General features: G+C 34.5%; 19 protein-coding genes and 1 tRNA gene. 12 read left to right on the forward strand and 8 right to left on the reverse strand.

The annotated features are described in order from the left end of the window. Window positions 1-201: 201 nt before the first annotated feature. From EMTOL_RS00300 to pseC, 5 genes are all read left to right on the forward strand, one after another. Complete coding sequence (locus EMTOL_RS00300; protein WP_305953148.1) at window positions 202-489, forward strand: DUF983 domain-containing protein; 288 nt, start codon at window positions 202-204, stop codon at window positions 487-489. A 493-nt stretch (window positions 490-982) separates the two neighbouring features. Further along, entirely contained in the window at window positions 983-2,398 is a 1,416-nt protein-coding gene (locus EMTOL_RS00305; RefSeq protein WP_015027254.1) for an MBL fold metallo-hydrolase, read from the forward strand. A gap of 239 nt (window positions 2,399-2,637) precedes the next feature. After that, window positions 2,638-3,831 (forward strand): NAD(P)/FAD-dependent oxidoreductase, encoded by a 1,194-nt coding sequence (locus EMTOL_RS00310; protein ID WP_015027255.1) that lies wholly within the window; start codon window positions 2,638-2,640, stop codon window positions 3,829-3,831. Window positions 3,832-3,969: 138 nt separating this feature from the next. Continuing rightward, complete coding sequence (gene pseB, locus EMTOL_RS00315) at window positions 3,970-4,989, forward strand: UDP-N-acetylglucosamine 4,6-dehydratase (inverting) (protein WP_015027256.1); 1,020 nt, start codon at window positions 3,970-3,972, stop codon at window positions 4,987-4,989. 9 nt (window positions 4,990-4,998) lie between these two features. Beyond that, the gene (gene pseC / locus EMTOL_RS00320; protein WP_015027257.1) at window positions 4,999-6,147 is read left to right on the forward strand and encodes a UDP-4-amino-4,6-dideoxy-N-acetyl-beta-L-altrosamine transaminase; all 1,149 of its coding nucleotides are present in this window, start codon (window positions 4,999-5,001) and stop codon (window positions 6,145-6,147) included. Window positions 6,148-6,187: 40 nt separating this feature from the next. Here the strand turns inward: pseC and EMTOL_RS00325 are convergent, their stop codons facing one another. Both EMTOL_RS00325 and EMTOL_RS00330 read right to left on the reverse strand, forming a co-directional pair. After that, window positions 6,188-7,189, reverse strand: coding sequence for a hypothetical protein (locus tag EMTOL_RS00325; protein ID WP_015027258.1), 1,002 nt, complete (start codon window positions 7,187-7,189; stop codon window positions 6,188-6,190). A 37-nt stretch (window positions 7,190-7,226) separates the two neighbouring features. After that, window positions 7,227-8,636, reverse strand: coding sequence for an MBOAT family O-acyltransferase (locus EMTOL_RS00330; protein ID WP_015027259.1), 1,410 nt, complete (start codon window positions 8,634-8,636; stop codon window positions 7,227-7,229). A gap of 169 nt (window positions 8,637-8,805) precedes the next feature. On the opposite strand from EMTOL_RS00330, the gene EMTOL_RS00335 reads away from it, so the two are divergent. The 4 genes from EMTOL_RS00335 to EMTOL_RS00350 all read left to right on the forward strand — a co-directional run bounded on the left by EMTOL_RS00335 (window position 8,806) and on the right by EMTOL_RS00350 (window position 14,982). Next, window positions 8,806-8,879: transfer RNA gene (locus tag EMTOL_RS00335), tRNA-Arg, on the forward strand. A gap of 294 nt (window positions 8,880-9,173) precedes the next feature. After that, window positions 9,174-11,060: a DUF1800 domain-containing protein gene (locus tag EMTOL_RS00340; protein WP_015027260.1), complete on the forward strand. Its 1,887-nt coding sequence runs from the start codon at window positions 9,174-9,176 to the stop codon at window positions 11,058-11,060. Between the two features lie 4 nt (window positions 11,061-11,064). Further along, entirely contained in the window at window positions 11,065-12,588 is a 1,524-nt protein-coding gene (locus tag EMTOL_RS00345) for a DUF1501 domain-containing protein (protein WP_015027261.1), read from the forward strand. Between the two features lie 9 nt (window positions 12,589-12,597). Further along, complete coding sequence (locus tag EMTOL_RS00350) at window positions 12,598-14,982, forward strand: PA14 domain-containing protein (RefSeq protein ID WP_015027262.1); 2,385 nt, start codon at window positions 12,598-12,600, stop codon at window positions 14,980-14,982. Window positions 14,983-15,022: 40 nt separating this feature from the next. Here the strand turns inward: EMTOL_RS00350 and EMTOL_RS00355 are convergent, their stop codons facing one another. Continuing rightward, the gene (locus tag EMTOL_RS00355) at window positions 15,023-15,850 is read right to left on the reverse strand and encodes a universal stress protein (RefSeq protein ID WP_015027263.1); all 828 of its coding nucleotides are present in this window, start codon (window positions 15,848-15,850) and stop codon (window positions 15,023-15,025) included. 228 nt (window positions 15,851-16,078) lie between these two features. Between EMTOL_RS00355 and EMTOL_RS00360 the strand changes: the two genes are divergently transcribed. After that, the gene (locus EMTOL_RS00360; protein ID WP_015027264.1) at window positions 16,079-16,606 is read left to right on the forward strand and encodes a gamma carbonic anhydrase family protein; all 528 of its coding nucleotides are present in this window, start codon (window positions 16,079-16,081) and stop codon (window positions 16,604-16,606) included. A 215-nt stretch (window positions 16,607-16,821) separates the two neighbouring features. Here EMTOL_RS00360 and EMTOL_RS00365 read toward each other — a convergent pair whose 3' ends face one another. From EMTOL_RS00365 to EMTOL_RS00380, 4 genes are all read right to left on the reverse strand, one after another. Continuing rightward, complete coding sequence (locus EMTOL_RS00365) at window positions 16,822-17,466, reverse strand: DedA family protein (protein ID WP_015027265.1); 645 nt, start codon at window positions 17,464-17,466, stop codon at window positions 16,822-16,824. 72 nt (window positions 17,467-17,538) lie between these two features. Beyond that, window positions 17,539-17,994 (reverse strand): VOC family protein, encoded by a 456-nt coding sequence (locus EMTOL_RS00370; RefSeq protein ID WP_015027266.1) that lies wholly within the window; start codon window positions 17,992-17,994, stop codon window positions 17,539-17,541. Between the two features lie 61 nt (window positions 17,995-18,055). Continuing rightward, the gene (locus tag EMTOL_RS00375; protein WP_041693344.1) at window positions 18,056-19,936 is read right to left on the reverse strand and encodes an ABC-F family ATP-binding cassette domain-containing protein; all 1,881 of its coding nucleotides are present in this window, start codon (window positions 19,934-19,936) and stop codon (window positions 18,056-18,058) included. A 118-nt stretch (window positions 19,937-20,054) separates the two neighbouring features. Beyond that, the gene (locus EMTOL_RS00380) at window positions 20,055-20,342 is read right to left on the reverse strand and encodes a hypothetical protein (RefSeq protein ID WP_015027268.1); all 288 of its coding nucleotides are present in this window, start codon (window positions 20,340-20,342) and stop codon (window positions 20,055-20,057) included. Window positions 20,343-20,423: 81 nt separating this feature from the next. Here EMTOL_RS00380 and EMTOL_RS00385 point away from each other — a divergent pair, with 81 nt between their 5' ends. Both EMTOL_RS00385 and pxpB read left to right on the forward strand, forming a co-directional pair. After that, the gene (locus EMTOL_RS00385; RefSeq protein WP_015027269.1) at window positions 20,424-22,316 is read left to right on the forward strand and encodes an LTA synthase family protein; all 1,893 of its coding nucleotides are present in this window, start codon (window positions 20,424-20,426) and stop codon (window positions 22,314-22,316) included. Further along, complete coding sequence (gene pxpB / locus EMTOL_RS00390; protein ID WP_015027270.1) at window positions 22,301-22,984, forward strand: 5-oxoprolinase subunit PxpB; 684 nt, start codon at window positions 22,301-22,303, stop codon at window positions 22,982-22,984. Before EMTOL_RS00385 ends, pxpB begins: the two co-directional genes overlap by 16 nt. Before the next feature lie 198 nt (window positions 22,985-23,182). Here the strand turns inward: pxpB and EMTOL_RS00395 are convergent, their stop codons facing one another. Next, entirely contained in the window at window positions 23,183-23,854 is a 672-nt protein-coding gene (locus tag EMTOL_RS00395; protein ID WP_015027271.1) for a 3-keto-disaccharide hydrolase, read from the reverse strand. Window positions 23,855-23,866: the final 12 nt, after the last annotated feature.

The following is a 23,866-nucleotide window of genomic DNA, read 5'->3' on the forward strand; positions in this document are numbered from 1 at the left end:
ATAATACTACATATTCATTAGATAAGCCTACAAAAAAGTAAATATTTCCACCGTATTTTGTATTACAAATTCATTTAAACAGTAAATAGTCTTATTAAATATATGTTTGGCAAAGGTTCAAGATTATATAGCATTTTTGCGATGAAATGTCCAAGATGCCACGAGGGGGATGTTTTTAAAACTAAAAATCCCTACAATCAAATGAGTGCAATTCATGAAACTTGTTCGCACTGTGGGCTTCGTTATGAAAAAGAAATGGGTTTCTTTTATGGTGCTATGTATGTAAGTTATATGCTTAATATTGCCTTGTTTGTTACATCCATTGTCGCTTATTTCCTCTTGCTCGACCAATATATTAGTGGTACTCTACTAATGAGCATTTATATCGCCATTACTGTGATTTTAGTACCAGTCTATTATCGACTTTCTCGAACAATTTGGCTAAACTTCTTTAATAGTTATGCCCCCGAAAAAAGAGGAGTGAAATAAAACCAAGCCCATCTATCTTGAATTATCCAGAATTAAAAGAAAGACAAAATTAGGATAATTCTTTAATCAAACTTAGTTGATTGCCTCTAGTTTCATCTGCGGAACCTTATAAAATAAAGCAAACTTGATTTTAGTATAAACATTTTTTTGTTTGACTAAAGTCAAGTTTTTTTCTAAAAAGTATCGCCAGTTAAAAGTAATAACATCAACCAAAAGGAAATGAGTGAAATTTCTTTCTAAATTCCATGGTACCTCCTATCTTAATTTCCGATATTATCTGCACTTTTTACTTCATTCATAGCATAAATCAAATAAGCATGATTTCGGTCATTTTTCCTCCTTATAAAAACAAGCAACTTTGATTCATCATTTAATATAATTTACGTTTCAAGCACATGAAAAATATATGCTCTAGCCGTTGCCCCTAAATGAGATTTATTTTTAAAAAACTATATGAAAATATTATCATCTTAACATTTAAAATATTAAAACAATGAAAATTGAACAAATTTATACTGGTTGTTTGGCACACGCTGCCTATTATCTTGAAAGCAATGGTGAAGCTGCGATTTTCGACCCACTTCGTGAGGTACAACCATATATTAATCGTGCAGAAAAAGATGGAGCTCAAATAAAATATGTTTTTGAGACACACTTTCACGCCGATTTTGTGAGCGGACATCTCGACTTAGCAAAGAAAACTAATGCAAAAATAGTTTATGGCCCAACCGCTAAGCCAGCATTTGAGGCCACTATTGCAGAAGATAATCAAGTATTTGAAGTAGGTGCATGTAAAGTAAAAGCAATACATACACCAGGCCACACAATGGAAAGTACAACCTACATGCTCATTGATGAAAATGGGAAGGAACATGGTTTAATTACTGGAGATACACTTTTCATTGGAGATGTTGGTCGCCCAGATTTGGCTCAACACGTAATTGCCGATTTAACACAAGAGAAATTAGCAAGTCATTTATACGATTCGCTTCGTAACAAAATCATGCCTTTGTCTGATGATTTAATTATTTATCCAAATCATGGTGCGGGTAGTGCTTGTGGCAAAATGATGAGTAAGGAAACAACCGATACTTTGGGCAATCAAAAAAGGTTTAATTATGCCTTAAGACCAGATATGACACGAGAAGAGTTTATTAAAGAACTCTTGAATGGCTTAACAACACCTCCCGGATATTTTCCTAAAAATGTGCTATTAAATATCAAAGGCTATGAAAGCATTGATGAAGTACTCGATAGAGGTAAAAAAAGTTTATCAGCGGAAGAATTTGAAATTGTTGCTAACGAAACAGATGCCTTAATTTTAGATAGCCGACAAACAGATGATTTTGCAGTAGGATTTATTCCGAATAGTATCAATATTGGCTTAGATAGTAATTTTGCGATGTGGGTTGGTGAATTAATTCCAGATATCAAACAAGAAATATTATTAGTGACTGATGAAGGAAAAGAGGAAGAAACAATTACTCGCTTAGCCCGTGTTGGATATGACCATTCAATCGGGTTCTTGAAAGGTGGTTTTAAAACGTGGAGAGAATCGGGTAAGGAATTTAACACAATCAAAAGAATTTCAGCGGAAGAATTTGCCAATACCTACAAAAATGATGAGCCAATCGTCTTTGACGTTAGAAAGAAAAGCGAATTTGCATCTGAACATATTTTAGGGGCATCAAATATTCCACTAAATTCTATTAACGAACATTTAGCCGAAATTCCGAAAGATAAACCATTTATTTTACACTGTGCTGGTGGATATCGAAGTATGATTGCCGCTTCTATCCTTAAGCAAAGAGGTTGGGACAATTTTGTGGATGTAAAAGGTGGTTTTGCAGCGATTTCGAAAACAGATGTCCCACGAACAGAATACGTTTGTCCAAGTACACTTTTGTAGTTGATAAATATCTCAGCAATAGCCAGCGATGTATTATTCATTGCTGGCTATTCTTATTTTAATACACTTATAATCAAATACTTAAATATAAAATTCTTAGAATAAAAAATACCACAAACGCCCTAATTAATCCTACCATAATTCAGCATCTATCCAATATTTTTGTAATAAAACAATAATATTTTGTCTTTTTTGGAGTACAACTTTCTTTAAAATCACCTATTAAACGATTCTTTAAAATGAAAAGTCATTTTCAAATAATTATCATCGGCGGCGGAAATGCTGGTATTTCAGTAGCGGCACAGTTATTACGTAAAAATAGTAAACTTGATATTGCCATTATAGACCCCGCAGAAAAACACTACTATCAACCCGCATGGACATTAGTAGGAAGTGGCGTATTTGATATTCAAAAAACCGAACGTAATGAAGCTGATGTAATACCAAAAAAAGCTACTTGGCTCAAAGAATTTGTTCAAACCTTTAGTCCTGAAAATAATAGCATAGGTACCAATGAAAGTACATATACTTATGATTATTTGATTGTATGCCCAGGAATTCAACTCAATTGGAATAGCATCAAAGGTTTAACCGAAACTTTAGGACAAAACAATGTTTGTAGCAATTATAGTTTTAAAACAGCACCCTACACTTTTGAATCTATTAAGAATTTTAAAGGAGGTAAAGCCATTTTCCACAACCCACATACACCAGTAAAATGTGGTGGAGCACCTCATAAAATCATGTATATGGCAGCTGATTATTTCCGTAAGCATGGTGTTCTTAATAAAGCAGATATTCAATACTGGAGTGGTGCTGCCAAATTATTTGCAGTTCCTAAATATGAAAAAACCTTGTTGGAAGTTTGCCGAAATGCCAATATCCAATTGCATTTCATGGAGCGTTTAGATGAAATTGATGGTGCAAACAAACGTGCCAAATTTGTAGGTATTGGCGAAACCAACAAGGATGCAGAAACTTGGGTAGATTTTGATATGATACATGTTACACCGCCTCAATCTGCACCTGATTTTATCAAGAATAGCCCACTTGCCAACGCAGGTGGTTGGGTTGATGTCAATAAAAATACATTACAACATGTTAAATTTGGTAATATTTTCTCATTAGGAGATGCTTCGGGGCTTCCAACTTCAAAAACTGGTGCAGCCATTCGAAAACAGGCTCCAGTTGTGGTGGCCAATGTGTTAGCATTAATCGAAAATCACGCGATGGCTGGAAATTATACAGGTTATACTTCTTGTCCATTAGTAACTGGCTACGGAAAATTGGTTTTAGCAGAATTTGATTACAATAATCAACCTATGGAAACATTCCCATTCGACCAAAGTAAGGAGCGATGGAGCATGTATATGCTCAAGAAAGAAGTGCTTCCAAGAATGTATTGGGGACAGATTTTGACAGGAAAAGCATAAATTAATCACTTAAATACAGCCCTTATCTTTTTATTTGAAGATAAGGGCTTTTTATTTACTGAAAAGTAATTCTCTCACTTTTGTCGATTGCCTACATAATTCGTAACTTTACACCAAAATCTTAAATACTTTATACTAATGCTTGATTTAAACGGCAAAGCAATTCTGATTACAGGTGGAACGGGTTCGTTTGGAAAAAAATTGGTTGAAACCATTTTCAATCGCTTCCCTGAAGTTCGTCGTGTAGTAATTTATTCACGCGATGAATTGAAACAGTTTGAAATGCAACAAACTTACCCTCAAAATAAATATCCAAATATTCGTTTTTTCATTGGTGATGTTCGTGATGGCGAACGCCTCAAACGTGCATGTGAAGGTATTGATTATATCATTCATGCAGCCGCATTGAAACAAGTTCCTGCGGCAGAATATAACCCAATGGAATGTATCAAGACCAATGTTTTTGGTGCTGAAAATGTAATCAATGCGGCCTTAGCCAATAATGTTCAGAAAGTTGTAGCCTTATCAACTGATAAAGCGGCTGCTCCAATTAATTTATATGGTGCAACAAAACTTTGCTCTGATAAGCTTTTCGTTGCAGCCAATAACATGCGTGGAAATCGTCCAATTACTTTTTCGGTTGTTCGATATGGCAATGTTATAGGTTCAAGAGGTTCAGTTATGCCATTTTTCTTAGAAAAAGCTAAATCTGGCGTATTACCAATTACCGATGAACGTATGACTCGTTTCAATATTTCATTAGAAGATGGGGTAGAAATGGTTCTTTATGCTTTAGAAAATGCTTGGGGTGGGGAAATTTACGTACCGAAAATTCCATCTTATAAAATTACTGATGTTGCAGAAGCAATTGGACCAAACTGCGAGCATCCTAAGGTAGGTATTCGTCCAGGTGAAAAGCTTCACGAAGAAATGATTACAGAAACAGACTCTTTGAATACCATTGAAACAAAGAAGTATTACGTAATTATGCCGTTTGCACCCGTTTGGAACACGGAAGAATATTTGAAACACTTCAATGCTAGTTTCGTTCCAGAAGGTTTCAAGTACAATTCAGGAACCAATGAAGAATGGCTTACTGTTGAAGAAATTCGTGACCAAATAAAAACACACATTGACGCTGATTTTCAGCCAAAATAATTCTTTGAAATGATTCCTTACGGAAAACAACATATAACTGACGAAGATATTGCCGCAGTAATTGAGACACTTCAATCTCCATTTCTTACAGCAGGACCAAAAGTTGCTGAATTTGAAGCTGCATTTGCTAATTATGTCGGTAGCAAATATGCCGTGGCGGTAGCCAATGGTACTGCAGCCTTACATATTTCATGCATGGCTTTGGGTGTAAATGCGTCATCAAAAGTTATCACAACGCCAATAACCTTTTCAGCATCAGCTAACTGTGTAAAATATTGCGGTGGAGAAGTTTATTTTGCTGATGTTGACGCTGATACAGTTTTGCTTGATGTAGAGAAAGTAAGAGCACTACTCGAACAACATCCTAAAGGTACTTTTTCAGGAATTATTCCCGTTGATTTTGCTGGATATCCAGTCAATTTGTCGGCTTTTAGGGCATTAGCCGATGAATATGACTTATGGATTTTAGAAGATGCTTGCCATGCTCCGGGTGGTAGCTTTACAGATTCAAAAGGTCTGGTTCATAAATGTGGCGATAGTTCATTAGCCGATTTAGCCATATTTTCTTTTCATCCTGTAAAACACATAGCTACTGGTGAAGGGGGAATGGTTACGACCAATGACGAAAATTTGTACAAGAAATTAAAGCAATTTCGTTCGCACGGAATGGTTTACCAAGGAGACCCAGCCCTCATTGAAAATCATGGCGGATGGTACATGGAATTACAAGAATTGGGATATAATTATAGAATGCCCGATTTACTTTGTAATTTAGGAATTTCGCAGTTAAAAAGAGCAGATGAAGGTCTTGCCAAAAGGCAAGCCATTGCAAAAAAATACGATGAAGCTTTTGCTGGGACTAAGGCAAAAACTATCATTCCACCAACGGGTATTAATCATGCTTACCACTTATATGTCATTCAAGTGGCTGACCGTAAGGGTTTATATGATTATCTTCGTTCGAAACAGATTTTTGCACAAGTGCATTATATTCCTGTGCATTTAATGCCCTATTATAAAAATTTGGGGACAAAAGAAGGAGATTTCCCGATTTCAGAAGAATATTATAAGCATTGTTTAAGCATTCCGATGTATCCATCGCTGACAGATGAAGAACAATCTTTTGTTATTTCTGAAATTTTAAACTTTGTAAAATAGATATCAAAGAGCCCTTTCATGAAAGGGCTTTACATTTTTTCTACAATTGGGCATTGACCATATCTAACCAAATTTGTTTGCCTTCACAGTTCCAATGCGTATCACCAATATCATAAAGCATTTTCTTTGAATTTTTGAAAGGGGTATAAACATCAAAATAGGGCATTTGGAGTTTAGGGTGTTGCTGTATTCTTTCAATTAAATGATTGTATTTTCCTAAATCTGATGCTAAAATAGATGTTTTATTTGGTGCAATAGTTAGATAAACTTCATCAAAACCCATTTTCTTATAATATTCATAGGTCTGATTTAAGTTGTCAACTATTTTATTAATTTCTGCCTCTTCTACCTTATCAAAGCAAGAATTAATGCCTCTTGGTTGTGCATCCAAATAATATAAAATATGCTTACCATCTTTCGAAAGCCTCACTTTTTCATCTATCCTATCCAAAACTTTCCAATTAAACCAAGCCTTTAACTCCTTAATTGTCAAGAAAAAATCAGAAGAAAATAATATACCTTCGTGGCGTTGTGTATTATAAGGAATAGAAACGGAGATGGCCTTTTTAATGCTATTTTCTTTATTTTGCAGGGATATTTTACCTAGGTTTTCACCAATTCTTAGATTTGAATAAACATTAGCAAAACGTTCTCTGGCATGTCGTTCAACGGTTTCAATTATCAAAATATTCTTCTTGGTTGAGTCTAAATTTATATAAGTTGTATCAGCAATAAAATATCGATGAAAACTTGCTAAACCTTTAAAATGATTCTTTTCTAATCGTTCTTTTTCAGTAAAACTATCTCCAATTAAATAAAGGTTAGTATTAGTTGAAGCAGAGGCTACGGGAGTTGGACATTTTTCAACAGGCACTCTAAATGCAGACAGGTTTGATAAACGATATAAATCACCATAACGATAATCATCAGAAATATAATGGTGTTCAAATAACCATTTGGCGGTAGATTCAGAAAATCCTAAATACCACAATAATCCAAAGATTAATAATGCTGAATAACGAAATATCTTTTTAAAATTCATTATCTATTTATTGAGAACGGTTCAAACGTTGAAAACCTTAAAACTGAAAATAAATGAATTGATTTGAAGTAAATACACCTAAAAAATAACATAAAAAGGCCAAAACAGTAAATTTCAAATAAAACATAGGTGTATTTTCCGTACGAATTTGCTTCATGAATTTATCTTTCAAAATCAAAACTGCAATCAAAAACCAACAAAAAATCATTTCATTAGACGAAAAAGGTGTGGCTAATTCACCGTAAGTAGAAATTCTAGCAATTTTTGAGAGAATTATTTTTGCATTTGTCAAACCCTTCGCTCTAAAAAATACCCAAGTAATCATGACCAAAACAAAGGTAAATGTTAAATTAAAAACATTAATAATTGATTTAGGAATGAAACTTTCTGCATCAAAGGGTGCATATTTCTTACGAATTTGGGCTAAAACCAAATAAATGCCATGTAATGCTCCCCAAATAATAAAAGTCCAAGCTGCACCATGCCACAAGCCACTTAACATAAATACCAAAAAATTATTAAAATATCTCCGAACCTCTCCTACTCTATTGCCACCAAGCGGAATATATAGGTAATCACGAAACCACGTAGAAAGTGAAATATGCCAACGACGCCAAAATTCACTAATTGATTTAGCAAAATAAGGAGCTTCAAAGTTTTCCATGAGTTTAAAACCCATCACCCTTGCCGCTCCAATGGCAATATCTGAATAACCTGAAAAATCGCAATATATTTGAAATGTAAAGAAAATAGTGGCAATTAATAGCGTAAAACCATTATGCTCATACGGATTATCATAACAATAATCAACAACCATCGCTAAACGGTCGGCGATAACTACTTTTTTAAACATTCCCCAAGCCATTCTCATAAGTCCAGCTTTCAGATTTTCAAAATCATAATTGAATTTTTCATGAAACTGCCAAAGTACATTCTGAGGTCGTTCAATGGGTCCAGCAACCAATTGTGGGTAAAACATTACATATAAGGCATAAGTAACAAAGTCTTTTTCTGCTTTTTCATTCCCTCGATAAACCTCAATGGTATAGCTCATGGCTTGGAAAGTATGAAAGGAAAGTCCAATCGGTAGAACGATTTTCATTAATTCTAATTGCTGAGCAGAACCTAAATTAAAGATGACATGATTGATATTTTCAATAAAAAAATTGTAGTATTTGAAATAGGCCAAAAAACCAATATTAGTAACCAAACTCAAAATTAAAAGCCATTTCCGTTTGGGACCAGAAGCATTTTCAATCCAAATTCCAGCAAAATAATCAACAACAATCGTTACAAAAAGTATGAGGATATAAATTGGTTTGAAAACCGCATAAAAATAGCAACTCGCTAATAACAAAAGCCATATTCGACCACGATGCGGTAAACTAAAATAGGCTAGTGTAACAACAATAAAGAAAAAAATAAATTGCAGCGAATTGAATAACATTGATTGTTGATTAGTGTCTGATTCAAAAATTGATACCCAAAGTTCAAGCTAAATCTTAAAGTTTCAAAGTTTTTTAATACAGAATCATCAATTTTAAGTTTTTCTGAATCTTTTTTCTAACTCACATTTGACTTTTAAAATCAAAAGTCCTATCTTTGCACCATGATTCGGTTCCGTAGCTCAGCTGGATAGAGCAACAGATTTCTAATCTGTGGGTCATAGGTTCGAATCCTATCGGAATCACAAGAAAAGCAGGTTTTTTAGCCTGCTTTTTTATTTTTCCCTATATCGAACAAACTCCTCTATCAATTTTCAAAAATACCTTTTATTAGATTTTTCAAAAAAACGCTATTCATCGAATTTTTAATAAAAGGTATTTTTTAATAATTTCTAAATAACAACTAAATTTGTTTGATTTTAAAATCACTGAATCCAATTTTTACAAAATAATATTATATAAAATTCCCAAGTTTATTAATGGTGAACTTTATGATAAATATTAACCTATTAAAAAAAGAGTCGCCAATAACAAATTAAATGATAGCCAAAAACCTAAGTATCCTAACAGTTTTGCTGTTTTTTATAAAAGTATCAGCCAATGGCCAACAACAAATTAGCATTGGAAAAGGGAATCTTCAAAAGGTAAACGTGAGTTCTAGCTCCACGTCTATTAGTGGCCAACGCACTTTAAATAGTGTTGGCTTTTTACCTAATTATACTGCCGCCGCTCGATTTCTTTCACAAGCAACTTTTGGCAATACTTACACCGAAATACAGAAAGTTGCCAATCAAGGCATAGAAAAGTGGCTTGATGACCAGCTAGCATCACCTAATAGTTTTCGTATAGAAACATACGTTAGGAATTTACATCAATCTATTGTTGACTCACTTAATCTGAAAAACGGTGTAAATACGTATAATTTGAATAATGTTGGAGTTGGAAATTGGCATTTTGACGTAGCTTGGTTTCAAGGCTGTATGGTTGCTCCTGACCAATTAAGGTGGCGAATTGCTTTTGCCTTGAGTGAAATTCTGGTCACATCAAGAATTTCTGCATTTGATGGAAACCCCTATGCTTTGGCAAGTTATTATGATGTTTTACTTACGAATTGTTTTGAAAATTATCGAACAATACTTGATAAAATAACTTATCACCCTACAATGGGTACATACCTTACATTTCTTAATAATCATGCGACTGATTTAGTCAAGCAAACCTATCCTGACGAAAACTATGCTCGAGAAATCATGCAGTTGTTTACGATAGGTTTGTATCAATTGAACCTCGACGGAACAGAGAAAAAAGATGCACAAGGAAATCTTATACCAACTTATAATAATGATGATATTGCCAATTTAGCCAAAGTTTTCACAGGTCTTTCTTGGGGAGATGCTACCTACTTAGGTGCCAATAAAAAGAATGATTGGAGTTATACTTTAAAAATGAAATTCTTTGGAATAGATTCAAGTGATGCTAAAAAAAATACTTGGAAAACAAATCCCAGAATTGTTGATGGACATGAAAGAGGCAGTAAAACTTTTTTAGGCTCAACCGTTGACCCCACTGCCTCAAGAACCGCTGTGCAAGGCGAAGCAGATATACAAGACGCATTGAATATTTTGTTTAATCACCCAAATGTTGACCCGTTCATTTCTCGACAACTCATTCAAAGGTTGATAACTTCAAATCCGAGTCCAGCTTATATTCAGCGGGTAGCAAGTGTATTTAATAATAATGGAAGTGGTGTGAGGGGCGATTTGAAAGCTGTTATAAAAGCCATTTTACTTGATCCTGAAGCAAGAAATTGTTGCGGAGATGAAACTGATTCTTTTGGTAAACTTCGAGAACCATTTGTTAGATATATGAATTTAATGAAAGGCTTAAATCTAACAACAAGTGGTGGGGTTTTCAGAAATGCGATGGATAGAGTATATCAACAAACGGAGCAACGCCCCTTAAATTCGCCTTCAGTATTTAATTTTTATAGTCCCTATTATTTACCTAATGGCCCTTTAAAGGCTGCCGGAAAGGTAGGCCCAGAGTTTCAACTACTTAGTGCTCAAAACCTTACGGGCTACTTTAACGCCCTAAATGAATGGTTAATCGATGATGACCCCGTAGAGTACTATGGCTTATTTTCGGGAGAAACCTATAAACCAGAACAAAATCCAGGGTTTAATTTACTTACAGATTACGTCTTAACTCGAAACGATAGAATTCCAGAACTATTAGATAAATATAACCTTATCTTGGCTAACGGTAAACTTTCTGATGAAACCCTAAATACGATAAGTCAGGCTATTTTAGCCATGCCTATTTCTTTCGATGCGAATGGTGTACCTGATTCAACTGAAGCTTCCAGGAGGGTACGGTTGGCTATTTATTTAATCATGACATCACCAGATTACCTCATAAACAGATAAACCTATGAATAGAAGAGACTTTCTACAACAATTGGGTTGCGGGGCAATGGGAAGCACAACTCTATTAAGTACACTTACAAGTTTACTGGCCGTCAATGGTGCTATGGCTGGAAGTAACTCAAAAAAAAACAATGCTGCCAATGAAGACTACAAAGCATTAGTTTGTGTTTTATTAGCAGGTGGAGTTGATTCGTTTAATATTTTAATTCCATCTGGAACCAATTCAGGGGGAGACAATGGATTTAACGAGTATAAAAATGTACGCTCCGACATAGCAATTCAAACCAATACTTCGCTACTTCCATTAAATAATCCTCAATGTACAGGTTTTCGTGGATTGCCGTGTAATTATGGTTCTTACGGCGTTCATCCAACGATGACTGGGGTACAAAGTTTATTCAATAGCGGAAAATTGGCATTTATGGCAAATATAGGTACGCTCGTAGAGCCTGTTATGAATAAAACTGAATTTAATAGTGGCTTAAAAAAAATACCTTTAGGTATATATTCCCACTCTGACCAAATCATGCAATGGCAAACCTCAGTACCCCAAAGTAGAGATGCCCTTGGTTTTGGCGGTAGACTAGCTGATTTACTGCATGCTTCCAATTCTATCGAGGATATTTCGATGAATATTTCTTTAGCTGGAAAGAATAACTTTCAACGAGGAAAGAATAGTGCTGAATATTCAATAGATAGTAACGTTGACTCAAATAATGTTGGTCTTACCTCATTTCCTACTTGGTGGGGAAATTATGGAATATTAAATGAAATAAGAAGTAATTCAATCAATAACTTAGTTTCAAGTACCTACGCCAACTTGCTTCAAAAAACCTACGGGTCAATTGCCAAAAGTTCGATGGATTCTTTTGGTATTTTCAAGGAAGCACTCAAACATGTACCCAGCATCAACACTACATTCGGAACAAATAGTTTAGCTCAAGATTTACAAGCGATTGCTAAAGTAATGAGTGTTAGGGGTGCTTTGGGAGCTAAGCGACAAATTTTCTTTGTCACGTATGGAGGTTGGGATATGCACGATAATTTAGTTGGAGGTCTCAATTCTCGTTTGCCAGTAGTGAGCGATGCCCTCAAAGCATTCTATGATACGACTGTTGAACTTGGTATTTCTCAGAATGTTACCACCTTTACCATCTCTGACTTTGCCAGAACTATCACTTCAAATGGCTTAGGTTCAGACCATGCTTGGGGAGGGAATTCAATAGTAATGGGAGGAGCAGTTAATGGTGGAAAAATCTATGGTAGATTCCCAAAAATGGATGTAAGTAATAATAACACACAAAATATTTCATTTCGAGGTAATTTTATCCCTGCCGTTTCAACCGATGAACTATATGCGGAATTAGCCTTGTGGTATGGCGTAAGTCCGTATGATTTGTGTTATGTCTTACCCAATCTCGGTAATTTTTATGCTTATCGAACCAACAATTATCCAATTGGATTCATGAATTTTAATGGAACTACGATTTCAAACGTAGACCAACCTCAAGGCTGTTTAAATTACTAATCTTTATTTATGTTATTATATAAACAAATAAGATATTTATTATTATTTACTTACCTATTTGGGCATTTCCAAATTGTTGAGGCACAAAGTTGTGTTGGCCAAGCAGGACAAGTAAAATGGAATTATTGGTTGAATTTCTCCAATTATCCTGATAGCTCTGATTTATTTTTAAAGGAAAACTTTCCAAGTAAACCAGATGGAACTCAAGTATTAGGTTCTCTCAAAACATCTACTAATTATACAGATTACTTTGCCTCTTTCATTAGAGGATTTATCAAAGTGCCTACTACGAGTAATTATATTTTCAATATCACGGGTGATGACCGCTCAATTTTCTTTTTGAGTACCAATGAATCACCAAATAATAAAATAAAGAGAGCAGAAGTTATCAACTATACAGATCCTACTGATTACACCAAAGAAGCAGGACAAACATCTTCAACGATTCAACTTGAGGGAGGTAAATATTATTATTTTGAGTTGTATAACTTTGAAGGAATGGGTATAGATTATGTCAGTTTACAATGGAAAAAAGCCTCAGAACCTAATGCTCCTTGGATAATCATTGATAGTAATTACATCTATGATTATGCTTGCGGTCAATCTTGCCCAAGCAGAGGTACCCCTTGCGATGATGGCAATGCTACTACTATTAACGACCTACAAGATGGCTTTTGTAATTGTGTTGGAACGGCCCCAGCTTCAAATAATTGTATAGGAGAAAAAAGTATAGTTGAGGCTTATTACTACGATAATATTACAGGAAATTATGTTGAAAATGATTTAATAAATGCCGCCAAGTTTCCCCTTTTACCCGATAGAAGAGAGAAACTCAAAGGAAGTTATGGTCCTCTTTCACCAAATACAAGAGATAATTATGGAACCCTCGTACAAGGCTATTTAACTGTACCTGTCTCTGGCAACTATGAATTTAATGTTACAGGCGATAACCAAACTTTTTTCTTTCTAAGCTCTGATGATAAAATCGAGAATAAACAGGCACGCCAAGCACTTGTTGCGTATGGGGTAGGTGAAGGCGAATTTAAGAATTCAGTTTTTCAATCAATTGGCCCTGTTTATATGGAAAAAGGGAAATACTATTATTATGAATTTAGACATAAAGAAAGTAGTTGGCGTGATTATTTTAGCCTTCAATGGAAGACTCCTTTTCACGAACTTCGGCAATGGAAACGAATTCCTAATTTCTATTTATTCGACTATAAATGTGAATTATCATGTATCGCACAAAATACCCCCTGCGATGATGGAAATCCATTTACGAATAATGATAAAATTGATGCCCAATGTAATTGTGTAGGCACACCTTGCTCAGGGCCAGACTGTAATGATGCGGCAGCCCGCTATCAGAAATATACCGATTGCGAACCAACAAATAACCTTACCACGCTTAAAGAGGCATCATGGGTTTCTTGTACCAATACTTTAAATCCGAATCCAAATCCTTCTAGGAGTAGTAGTATTCACTGGATTATGTATGATTTTGTAGATAGATACAAATTTTCAACTTCAAGAATTTGGAACTATAATATTCCTAATGAAACCGATAAGGGTTTTAAGACAGTTACAATTGATTATTCTAATGATGGAACAACTTGGCAAGCCTTGGGAAATACCTATACTTGGCCTCAAGCACAGGGCTTACCTGACTACTCAGGCTTTGCAGGGCCAAACTTCAATGATATAAAAGCTAGGTATATACTAATTTCGGCCATTAATAATTGGGGAGCTGGCTGCTCAGGTTTGAGTAAGGTAACTTTTGATGCCATATTGTGTAATCAGAGTGGAACGCCATGTAATGACAATGACCCCCTTACTTCTTACGATAAATTTGATGATAATTGTAATTGCAAAGGCGTAAATATTAATTGTGCCAATGATACACTCAAATTAGTCAAAGAAACATTAGCCGATGGGGCATTTAAAGCAAAGAAACGTATAGAAGCTCAAAGTTTAATTCCAAACGCTAAAGATATTTCATTTACTGCTGGAAATAGTATTGTCCTTTTACCAGGATTTGAGGTTAGCAATAGTGCGGTATTTAGTGCGGATATTACCGACTGTATCCAAGCTGCTTTTGTTGCAAACAAACAAACTTCTCAGGTACAAACTGATAGTTCAGAATTTACTACCAATAACACCACAAATGAGAAAGTAAAAGAAATTATTTTTAGAATAAACAAACCAAGCTATATTAAACTTTCAATCAAAGATGCTAAAGACCAAACCTTGGCAACTTTAATCGACCATTTTTCCGAAAGTTTAGGTACGCAAACAAAGCTGGTACCGACTACAAAAATGGAAAAAGGGAAATACTTTGTGGAGCTCGAAATTGATTCTAAGAAACTTCGACAAGAATTTATTGTTGACAAATAAAAAAAAGGGAGCAAATGCTCCCTTTTTCATTCAATCTAAATCAATCTTCGACATATGTAAAAACTGGCACATTAGAATGGTTTACTACATCTTCTGCGATACTACCTTTGAAGAAATGGCTGACACCAGTTCGCCCATGGGTGTACATCACTACCAAGTCTGCACCAATCATCTCAGTGTATTCCAAAATTCCATCTTCAACAGTTGTTGCTTCTTGAATTACAAACTGAGAATTAGTAATGCCTAATTTATTAGCCATTATTAGCATTTTTTCTTTAATCTCAGTATAACTGATTATTTTTGATGAGGTATCTACGAATAAGAAATGTAACTCAGCCTCTCTAAAAGGTAAATGATACATTGCTTTCTTCAAGAATTTCTCATGGGTGAAATCAATGGCTAAAACTACCTTTTTAAGATTAAATGCTTCTTTTTCACCTTTCACTACTAAAACTGGACAAGAAGCCATTCTTACTATTGCCTCGCTATTCGAACCTCCGAAAAACTCTTTAAATCCATCAGCACCATTCGAGCCCATGACAATTAAATCGGCATTGTGATTAAGCACCGACTCTACAAACTTATCGCTACTTTCATCAATTAATGCTCGTATTTTTATATCAGGATATTTGGCTATTACTTCATCCATTTGTTTGCGAGTATCTTCTAAGACACTTTTCCAAGCATCATCAATCGAGATACCCGAAGCTCCATAGACTGCATAATAAGTATTGATATCTTGAATTGGATAAATAGTTACATTTAATAATTCAATCATTGCACCATTATAACGTGCAATGGTTACTGCTACCTCAATAGCCTTATTTGCAATCGGACTAAAATCAGTAGGAACAAGTATCTTTTTCATGATATTTTACAAAGTTTAGTTTTTATTATTTAGTAAAATTCTATAAAAAGAACGTGGAATTACATGAGTTTACTTAGCGTTGAAAATGATTAATGTAAAGTAAAATGATGCTCAATGACAAGATTTTTTATGACCATTATCAATTTTGCACCAATCCACTTTTGGAATCTTGGATTTGCCTAATCATTGATTACCTTTACACAAAAAACAACTGAAAATAATTATAAAATGGCTCTAATTTTACCTGTTTTAGGAAAACTTCCTCAATATGGAGAAAACTGTTGGTTTGCCCCTAATGCAACAATTGTAGGAGATGTAACCATGGGCAAAGATTGCACAATTTGGTTCAATGCCGTTGTTCGTGGTGATGTAAATGCTATCATCATGGGCGATCGGGTAAATATCCAAGATGGTGCGGTAATTCATTGCACCTATAAAAAAACTAAAACAATTATTGGAAATAATGTAAGTATCGCCCACAACGCAGTAGTGCATGGGTGCACCATCGAAGATGAAGTTTTAATCGGAATGGGAGCAATTGTGATGGATGGTGCTGTTATCGGTAGAAATTCAATCATTGCCGCTGGTGCTATTGTAACACAGAATACGGTTGTACCAGCAGGCAGTATTTATGCAGGAAATCCAGCTAAACTATTGAAAGCAGTTACCCCTGAATTAGGTGAAGTATTCATGCGAACTGCCAATAATTACGTAATGTATGCAGGATGGTTTAAAGATGAAACATCAGAAAAGTAAAATATTAGTCAACTAAAAATTTGAAAGTATTATTTTATCAATTTGAATAATATTTAAATTTAACCAGTTAATAAACAAAATTGACTTTAGCCAAGCCTAATACTTGAACTAAAGTCAATTTTAATTTTTTTTATAAGATACAGTCAATTAAAACTGAAAGTAATGCAACAAATTATTAAATAAAATTACTAAAACATTCCTCTATTAATTTAGGATTAGTCTTCAATATCTTCTTGTAATCCACGTTTAGCGTTGATATACCCCTTAATAACCGTAAAAGTTGTAACTGCCAAAAAGAAGAAAATGATATATTGAACATAATCTACAATCCAAGGGAATTTCTCTCCGAAATAAAAGCCACCACCTACTAACACGATCGTCCAGATGAAACCGCCAATAACATTATATAACATAAATTTGTAAAAATTCATTTTTACAATTCCAGCCAATATTGGAGAAAACGTACGAACAACTGGTAAAAAACGAGCAATAATCAAGGTTTGACTACCATATTTTTCAAAATACTTATGTGTATTACTAATATATTTTTTCTTGAATAACAGTGAATCTCTTCGGGTTTGAATATTTTCACCAAAGAAACGGCCAGTCAGATAGCCCAAAAGCGAACCCAAAACAGCTGCTAAAAATACGCAAAGCATTAATAACGAAGCTGGCACATCTAAAAGCTTTGTTCCACAGAAAACCCCAGATAAAAACAAAAGATAATCGCCCGGAAGAAAAAACCCAAAAATGATTCCGTTCTCGATGAATATAATTAGTGTAATTGTAATTAATCCTCCGGTTCGGATGAGTTCTTCCGAATCCATTAAATACCTAAACCATTCTTGAATTTGCTCCATTTTTTTTTAGAAATTGGTTTCAAAAGTTGAAAACCAACCTTTGAATTTTGTGTGTTGATGATAAATCCTAAATTACTCTACCTTCGGTTCATTTAGTTCAATTACATAGCCATCGGGGTCAGTCACATAAATCTGGTAAGCTCCATCAAAACGTTTCTGGCGTACATAAGGTAAATTCTTTTCTTTAAGGAAAGCTTCAATTTTATCAGCAGAGTTTTTAGGAATTGTCAAAGAAAAATGACCTCCATTTTTATCATTATTAGTTACTGGCTCATTTCTTCCTAATAAAAGATGTAATTGCTGATTAGGTGCAATTTGAAACCAACGTCTGATTGCAACCAAATTATCAGGAACATCTACAGGCTTTAAACCAAGAATTTCACGGTAAAATTTTGCACTTTCTTTCAAATCTTTTACATAAAGCCCTACGTGATTGTATCCTAAAATTTCGATAGCCGTTTGGCTTTGAGCAATACCTTTACTTAAGGTTAGTGCAAAAAAAACAGTCAATACTTTAAAATAATTCATTTTAATATGAGGTTGAATAGTTGTTTATTAATGGGAATTTTGCTCATATCCACAGATAACTCTATACATATTCCGATAACTCTAACCAGCGAAATTCTTTTTCTTCAATTTGCTCGCTAATCGTTTCAAATTCCTTAGCCCATGCCGAAAGTTCTTCATGCGTACCTTCGCCTGCATTCATTTTTTCAAGCAAAGACGCTTTCTTCTTTTCTAATGATTCAATTTCTGAACTCAAGCCTTCATACTCCCGCTGCTCTTTATAACTTAGTTTTCGTTTAACTTCATTATTTTGAACATTTGTAGGAGTTTGAACATTGTTGTTTTTATTCGCTTGAATATTCTTGGCTGCCAATTCAGCGGCTTCTTGGTCTTCTTTCCAAGAGCGATAATCTGTATAATTTCCGGGATAATCTCTAATATAACCCTCTCCTTCAAATACAAAAAGGTGGTCAACTAATTTATCCATGAAATAACGGTCGTGCGAAACTACCAACAAACACCCAGCAAAGTTCAATAAGAAATCTTCCAAAACATTAAGGGTAGCAATGTCAAGGTCGTTGGTTGGCTCATCAAGTATTAAGAAGTTCGGATTTTGCACCAAAATTTTCAAAAGCTGCAAACGTCTTTTCTCACCTCCACTTAATTTGCTCACATAGCTATATTGCATAGCAGGTGGAAACAAAAATAAAGTCAGAAAATTTGAAATCGAAAGTTCGCTTCCATCTGCCATTTTCACATATTCTGCAATTTCACGAACAACTTCAATTACTCTTTGGCTTTCATCAAAATCTAAACCTGCTTGCGAATAATACCCAATTTTGATGGTATCTCCAACTACAACACGGCCAACATCTGGTTTTAGTTTTTCGGTAATAATTTCGAGCATAGTACTTTTGCCCATTCCGTTTTTCCCAACAATCCCGATTCGGTCACCACGTTTGAAAGTATAACTAAATTCATCAATAACTTTTCTATTATCGAAAGTTTTACTAATGTGCTGAATTTCAATAATTTTACTACCCATTCGCTCCATTTTCATACTCAATTCGAGTTTATCTTCTGGACCTTTTCTGACAGTTTTTTCTTTCAATTCATAAAAAGCATCAATTCTACTCTGCGATTTTGTCCCACGAGCTTTAGGTTGTCTTCGCATCCATTCTAATTCCTTACGAAGTAAGTTGCGATAATTCTTCTGAGTTGCCGCATCAACGGCCTCTTGCTCTTCTTTTTTCTCTAAATAATAGGCATAATTGCCAGTATATTTAAAAACCTTACTATTTGATAGTTCAAGGATTCTATTACAAACTTTATCTAAGAAATAACGGTCGTGCGTAACCAATAAAAGTGTAATATTAGATGAAGAAAGATAACCTTCAAGCCATTCGATGGTATCGAGGTCAAGGTGGTTGGTAGGCTCATCAAGAATCAAGAAATCTGGTTCTTCGATTAAAACACGAGCCAAAGCAACACGTTTTTTTTGTCCACCCGATAGGTTTCCAACGAGTTTATCGAAATCTTCAATCCCTAATTTACCCAAAATTTGCTTAACTTTGGCCTCGTAGTCCCATGCCTTAAAAGTATCTACTTTTTCAATAGCCTTTGCGATTCTATTATCATCACCTGATTGTAGAGCCGCTTCGTATTCTTTGATGGCAATTGTATTGGAATTTTCTGAGGCAAAAATGGTTTCTAAAACTGTCTTTCCTGCTTGAAAATCAGGGTCTTGGTCTAAATATCCAACTCTAATGTCCTTTCTGATACTAATTTCACCTGCATCTACATCAGCCTTGCCAATAATCATATCGAGCATTGATGACTTTCCCGAACCATTTGAGCCAATTAATGCAACTTTTTCGCCCTGCAAAATCCCAAAAGTGAGATTTTTAAACAACCAACGCTCTCCTAAATTTTTCCCGATATTTTCGGCCGATAAGTAATTCATAACATTTAGAACTGATTGGTTAGTTTTACCAACCACATAATTTCTTGCAATTTAATACTTTAATTCCGTAACGACATTTTATTTTGTATGATACTTGTCACATCAGATATTGAGCCTGCTATAAAAAACGTCGTACAAGTACTTCCCACTCTTCATCAAGCGAAATTTTAGGCATATTTTCGCCACATCTTCTATACCAATAATTGGCATTAAAACGGTCGCCTTCCTTTCGATGTAAATACGCATGAAGTTGGTCATAACTCAAGGTTCCTTCTTTAGTTTGAGCAATATTATGAGCTGCTTCCCAATCTCCTTTGGCATCATGCCACAAGGCCTGTACTAAAATAGGCAAATCTTTAGGCACTTGAGCGTCATTTAGGGTATTTTTAAAACTACTAAAATCCATTATTTTCTATAAGTTCGAGCTAATATTTATTAATTTTGCATCAAATTTAACAATAAAACATCCTCCTTTGAGGAATTTCTTATGTATTTATTCGTGTGGTTGAAACGTATTACGTGGTTAGTAGTTTTTTATTTCTTGCTTCGATTTTTATTCCTTTTTTTCAACATTAAATCTTTTCAATTCGCTGATGCCCAACAAATTAGTTATGCTTTTTTGTATGGTTTGAAATTCGATTTATCGGCCATTTTTATTAGTAATATTTTATTTACAATTGCTTCGCTCCTACCCTTTAAATTTATTGAGAAACAAAGCTATCAAAACTCCTTAAAATACATTTATTGGATTCCCAATATCATCTTTTTCTGGACCAATATTGCCGATTTTGAATATTATAAATTCATTGGAAGAAGAACAATTTTTGAGATTTTTGGCATTATGGGCGATGTTTTTGCCCAATCATTTAGCTTATTGAGTTCTTATTGGTATTTAATCGTTTTGTGGGGAATAGTTAGTTTCTTATTCGTCAGATTTACTCCTAACAAAAAACAAGCTGATGTTTTACCAAGATTCAACTTACCAGTTGGCATCATCGTTTGGCTTTTGGCTATCGGCTTCACTATCTTATTTTTTAGAGGCGGTTTTCAGGAAAAACCTTTGCGAATCAATCAAGCCTTCGAGCAACACGATAATCATTTAGGGAATCTGACCCTAAATACTACCTTCACGTTTCTAACAACCATTGATGCGAAGGGCACTGAAAAAGTTAGTTACTTTACTGATAATAAAGCAGTTGAACGATTGATTAGCAGAGATAGAAGTTCACATTTTGAGAAAACCACAACTCCTCCAAATATAGTGGTTATTATTCTTGAAAGTTTTGGAAAAGAATACATGGGTTATAAAAATCCCTACAAAGGTTATACTCCATTTTTAGATTCATTGGCCAAGAAAAGTGTTTTTATGGAAAATTGTTTTGCTAATGGTCGTGAATCAATTATTGCCATGCCTTCCATTACAGCAGCCATTCCACAACTAATTGAAGAACCTTTTATTACTTCAAGTTATCAATCTAATAAATTTGTGGGACTGGGCACAATCATGAAGCAATTTGGTTATACTACTTCATTTTTTCATGGTGCCCGGAATGGTTCAATGGGTTTTGAAGGATTTTCTCAATTAGCCGGTTTTGATAAATATTATGGTATAAATGAATATCCAAAAGATAAGTACAAGACAGATTTTGACCAAAATTGGGGTATTTTTGATGAACCTTATTTAGAATATTTTGCCCAAGAATTGACCAAGGAGAAAAATCCATTTGTAGGCTGTGTTTTTACGCTAAGTTCGCACCACCCCTACCCGATTCCTAGTAAATACAAGGGTCGTTTTCCAAAAGGTAAAGCCGAAATACACGAAAGTTTAGGCTATACTGATTTATCGCTCAAACATTTTTTTTCAGAAGCAGCCAAACAACCTTGGTTTGCTAACACTCTTTTTATCATTACGGCTGACCATACGCAGTTTAATACCGAACCCATTTATGCCACGCCAACTGGGGCATACAGAGTTCCTTTGATTTTATTTCATGCAGATAATGCGAAACTTAATGAAATAAAGCAAAAAGTAGATACTTTAAAAGTTTGTCAGCACACTGATATTCTACCTACAATTTTAGATTTTTTACATATCTCGCAAAATCAAGTTTTACCTTTTGGGGAATCAATTTTCGCTCAAAATACAGGTAAAGCTTTTCAATTAAATTCTGGCGTGTTTAGATTTATTAGTAAATTTCCAAATCATCAGTCAATTGAATATCTTGAAATGGGAATTGATGGTAAAGCCAAATTTTTCGATTTAAAAGCTAAAGAAATAAAAGTGAATGATGGGGAAGAAAAAACATTCACCGAGCAAATAAAGGCCTACATACAATTTTATCGAAATGGACTTATAGAAAACTCATGGAGCAAGAACTGATAAATAATTTCAAGATTTTCCCACTCAGTGATTCTTCAATCACCATTGACTTTGGTAATGTGATTGATGAAAAGCTGAATGATATTGTAATGAATTTGTTTGATTTTTGCAATAAACAACCATTTATTGGAATGAAAGAAGCAATACCAGCTTATGCTTCCTTGACAATTTTTTATGATATACTTGCTGTAAGAAATCAGTATCCAACTTTCAATACTGCTTTTGATTTTGCTGTAAACTACTTACAAAATGCAGTTACTCAATTAGGAGAAATCAAATCTGCAAAAAATCGACTTATTGAAATTCCCGTTATTTACGATGGTGAAGATTTAGCTTATGTAGCTAAATTTCATGGACTAAGCGAAAAAGAAGTTATTAGATTTCATACAGCTCCCATTTACAGGGTTTATATGATGGGATTTTTACCAGGTTTTGCTTATATGGGAGGTTTAGATACACGTATTGCAACCCCACGTAGGTCTAGTCCACGTACAAAAGTACCTGAAGGAAGTGTAGGTATTGCAGGAAATCAAACTGGAATTTACCCAACAGAAAGCCCCGGTGGTTGGCAATTAATTGGTCGAACTGAAGTAGAACTTTATACCCCAAATTCTGAAGAAATCACTTTACTCAAAGCAGGAGATTCGATAAAATTTATTGCAATTTGATGTTCATAAACAAAAAATAGTGATATAAAACCTTAATTTTACATTGGTTAAACGCATTAAATATCAAATAATTTGACAAAGGATGTAGCATTAGGCACTCTATATCGGTAGAAATGTAAGTATTCGTATTAGCGTGCCGTAGGTACGCAACAGTCAAAAGCAGCAGTATCACCTACGGCACACCATTTGAAATTAAATCTATTTCAAAGGAGTTAAATCTACTTTTCTAAATTCTACTTCAGCACCTTCCGCTTGAAGAGCAATTTGGCCTTTTTGGGCGGTTGCTCCGTAGCCATCATTAACCAAATCGCCGTTTACCCATACCTTTATTCTATCACCTTTACACTCCACAACCATTCTGTTCCATTCACCTAAAGGTTTTTCTGAATTATCAGTCAGGTTTTTTATTCTTCTTTCTTTACCTTCCGTAATTCCCCAATTTTCTTTGGGTCCCCTTCGGGTTTCCATATTATCAACCTTTATATCTTCTACAATACACCAAAAATCACCCGCATTTTCGTGCATCATCTGCACTTCAATTGATTTAGGGAACATGGCATATAAAGCTCTAGGTGTTGATGCATGCACCAAAACGCCACAATTTCCGGGTTTTCCCGCAAAACGATATTCTACTTCTAATCTATAATTTTCGTAAGAATCTTTGGTCAATAGATGGCCTTCTGGAGTACCCATACTCACTAATTTACCATCCCTGATAATAAATGATTTTCTAATATTGGGGTCTTTATCGACCGCAGGCACATCGCTGTACCAATTACTTAAATCTTTGCCATTATATAGATGAATCGTTTGGGCTTTGCACTGCAAACCAATAAAATAGATTAGAATAATAGAAAAAAAACACTTCATTTTGTTAGGAAA

This window comes from Emticicia oligotrophica DSM 17448 (assembly GCF_000263195.1).
Lineage (GTDB): Bacteria > Bacteroidota > Bacteroidia > Cytophagales > Spirosomataceae > Emticicia > Emticicia oligotrophica.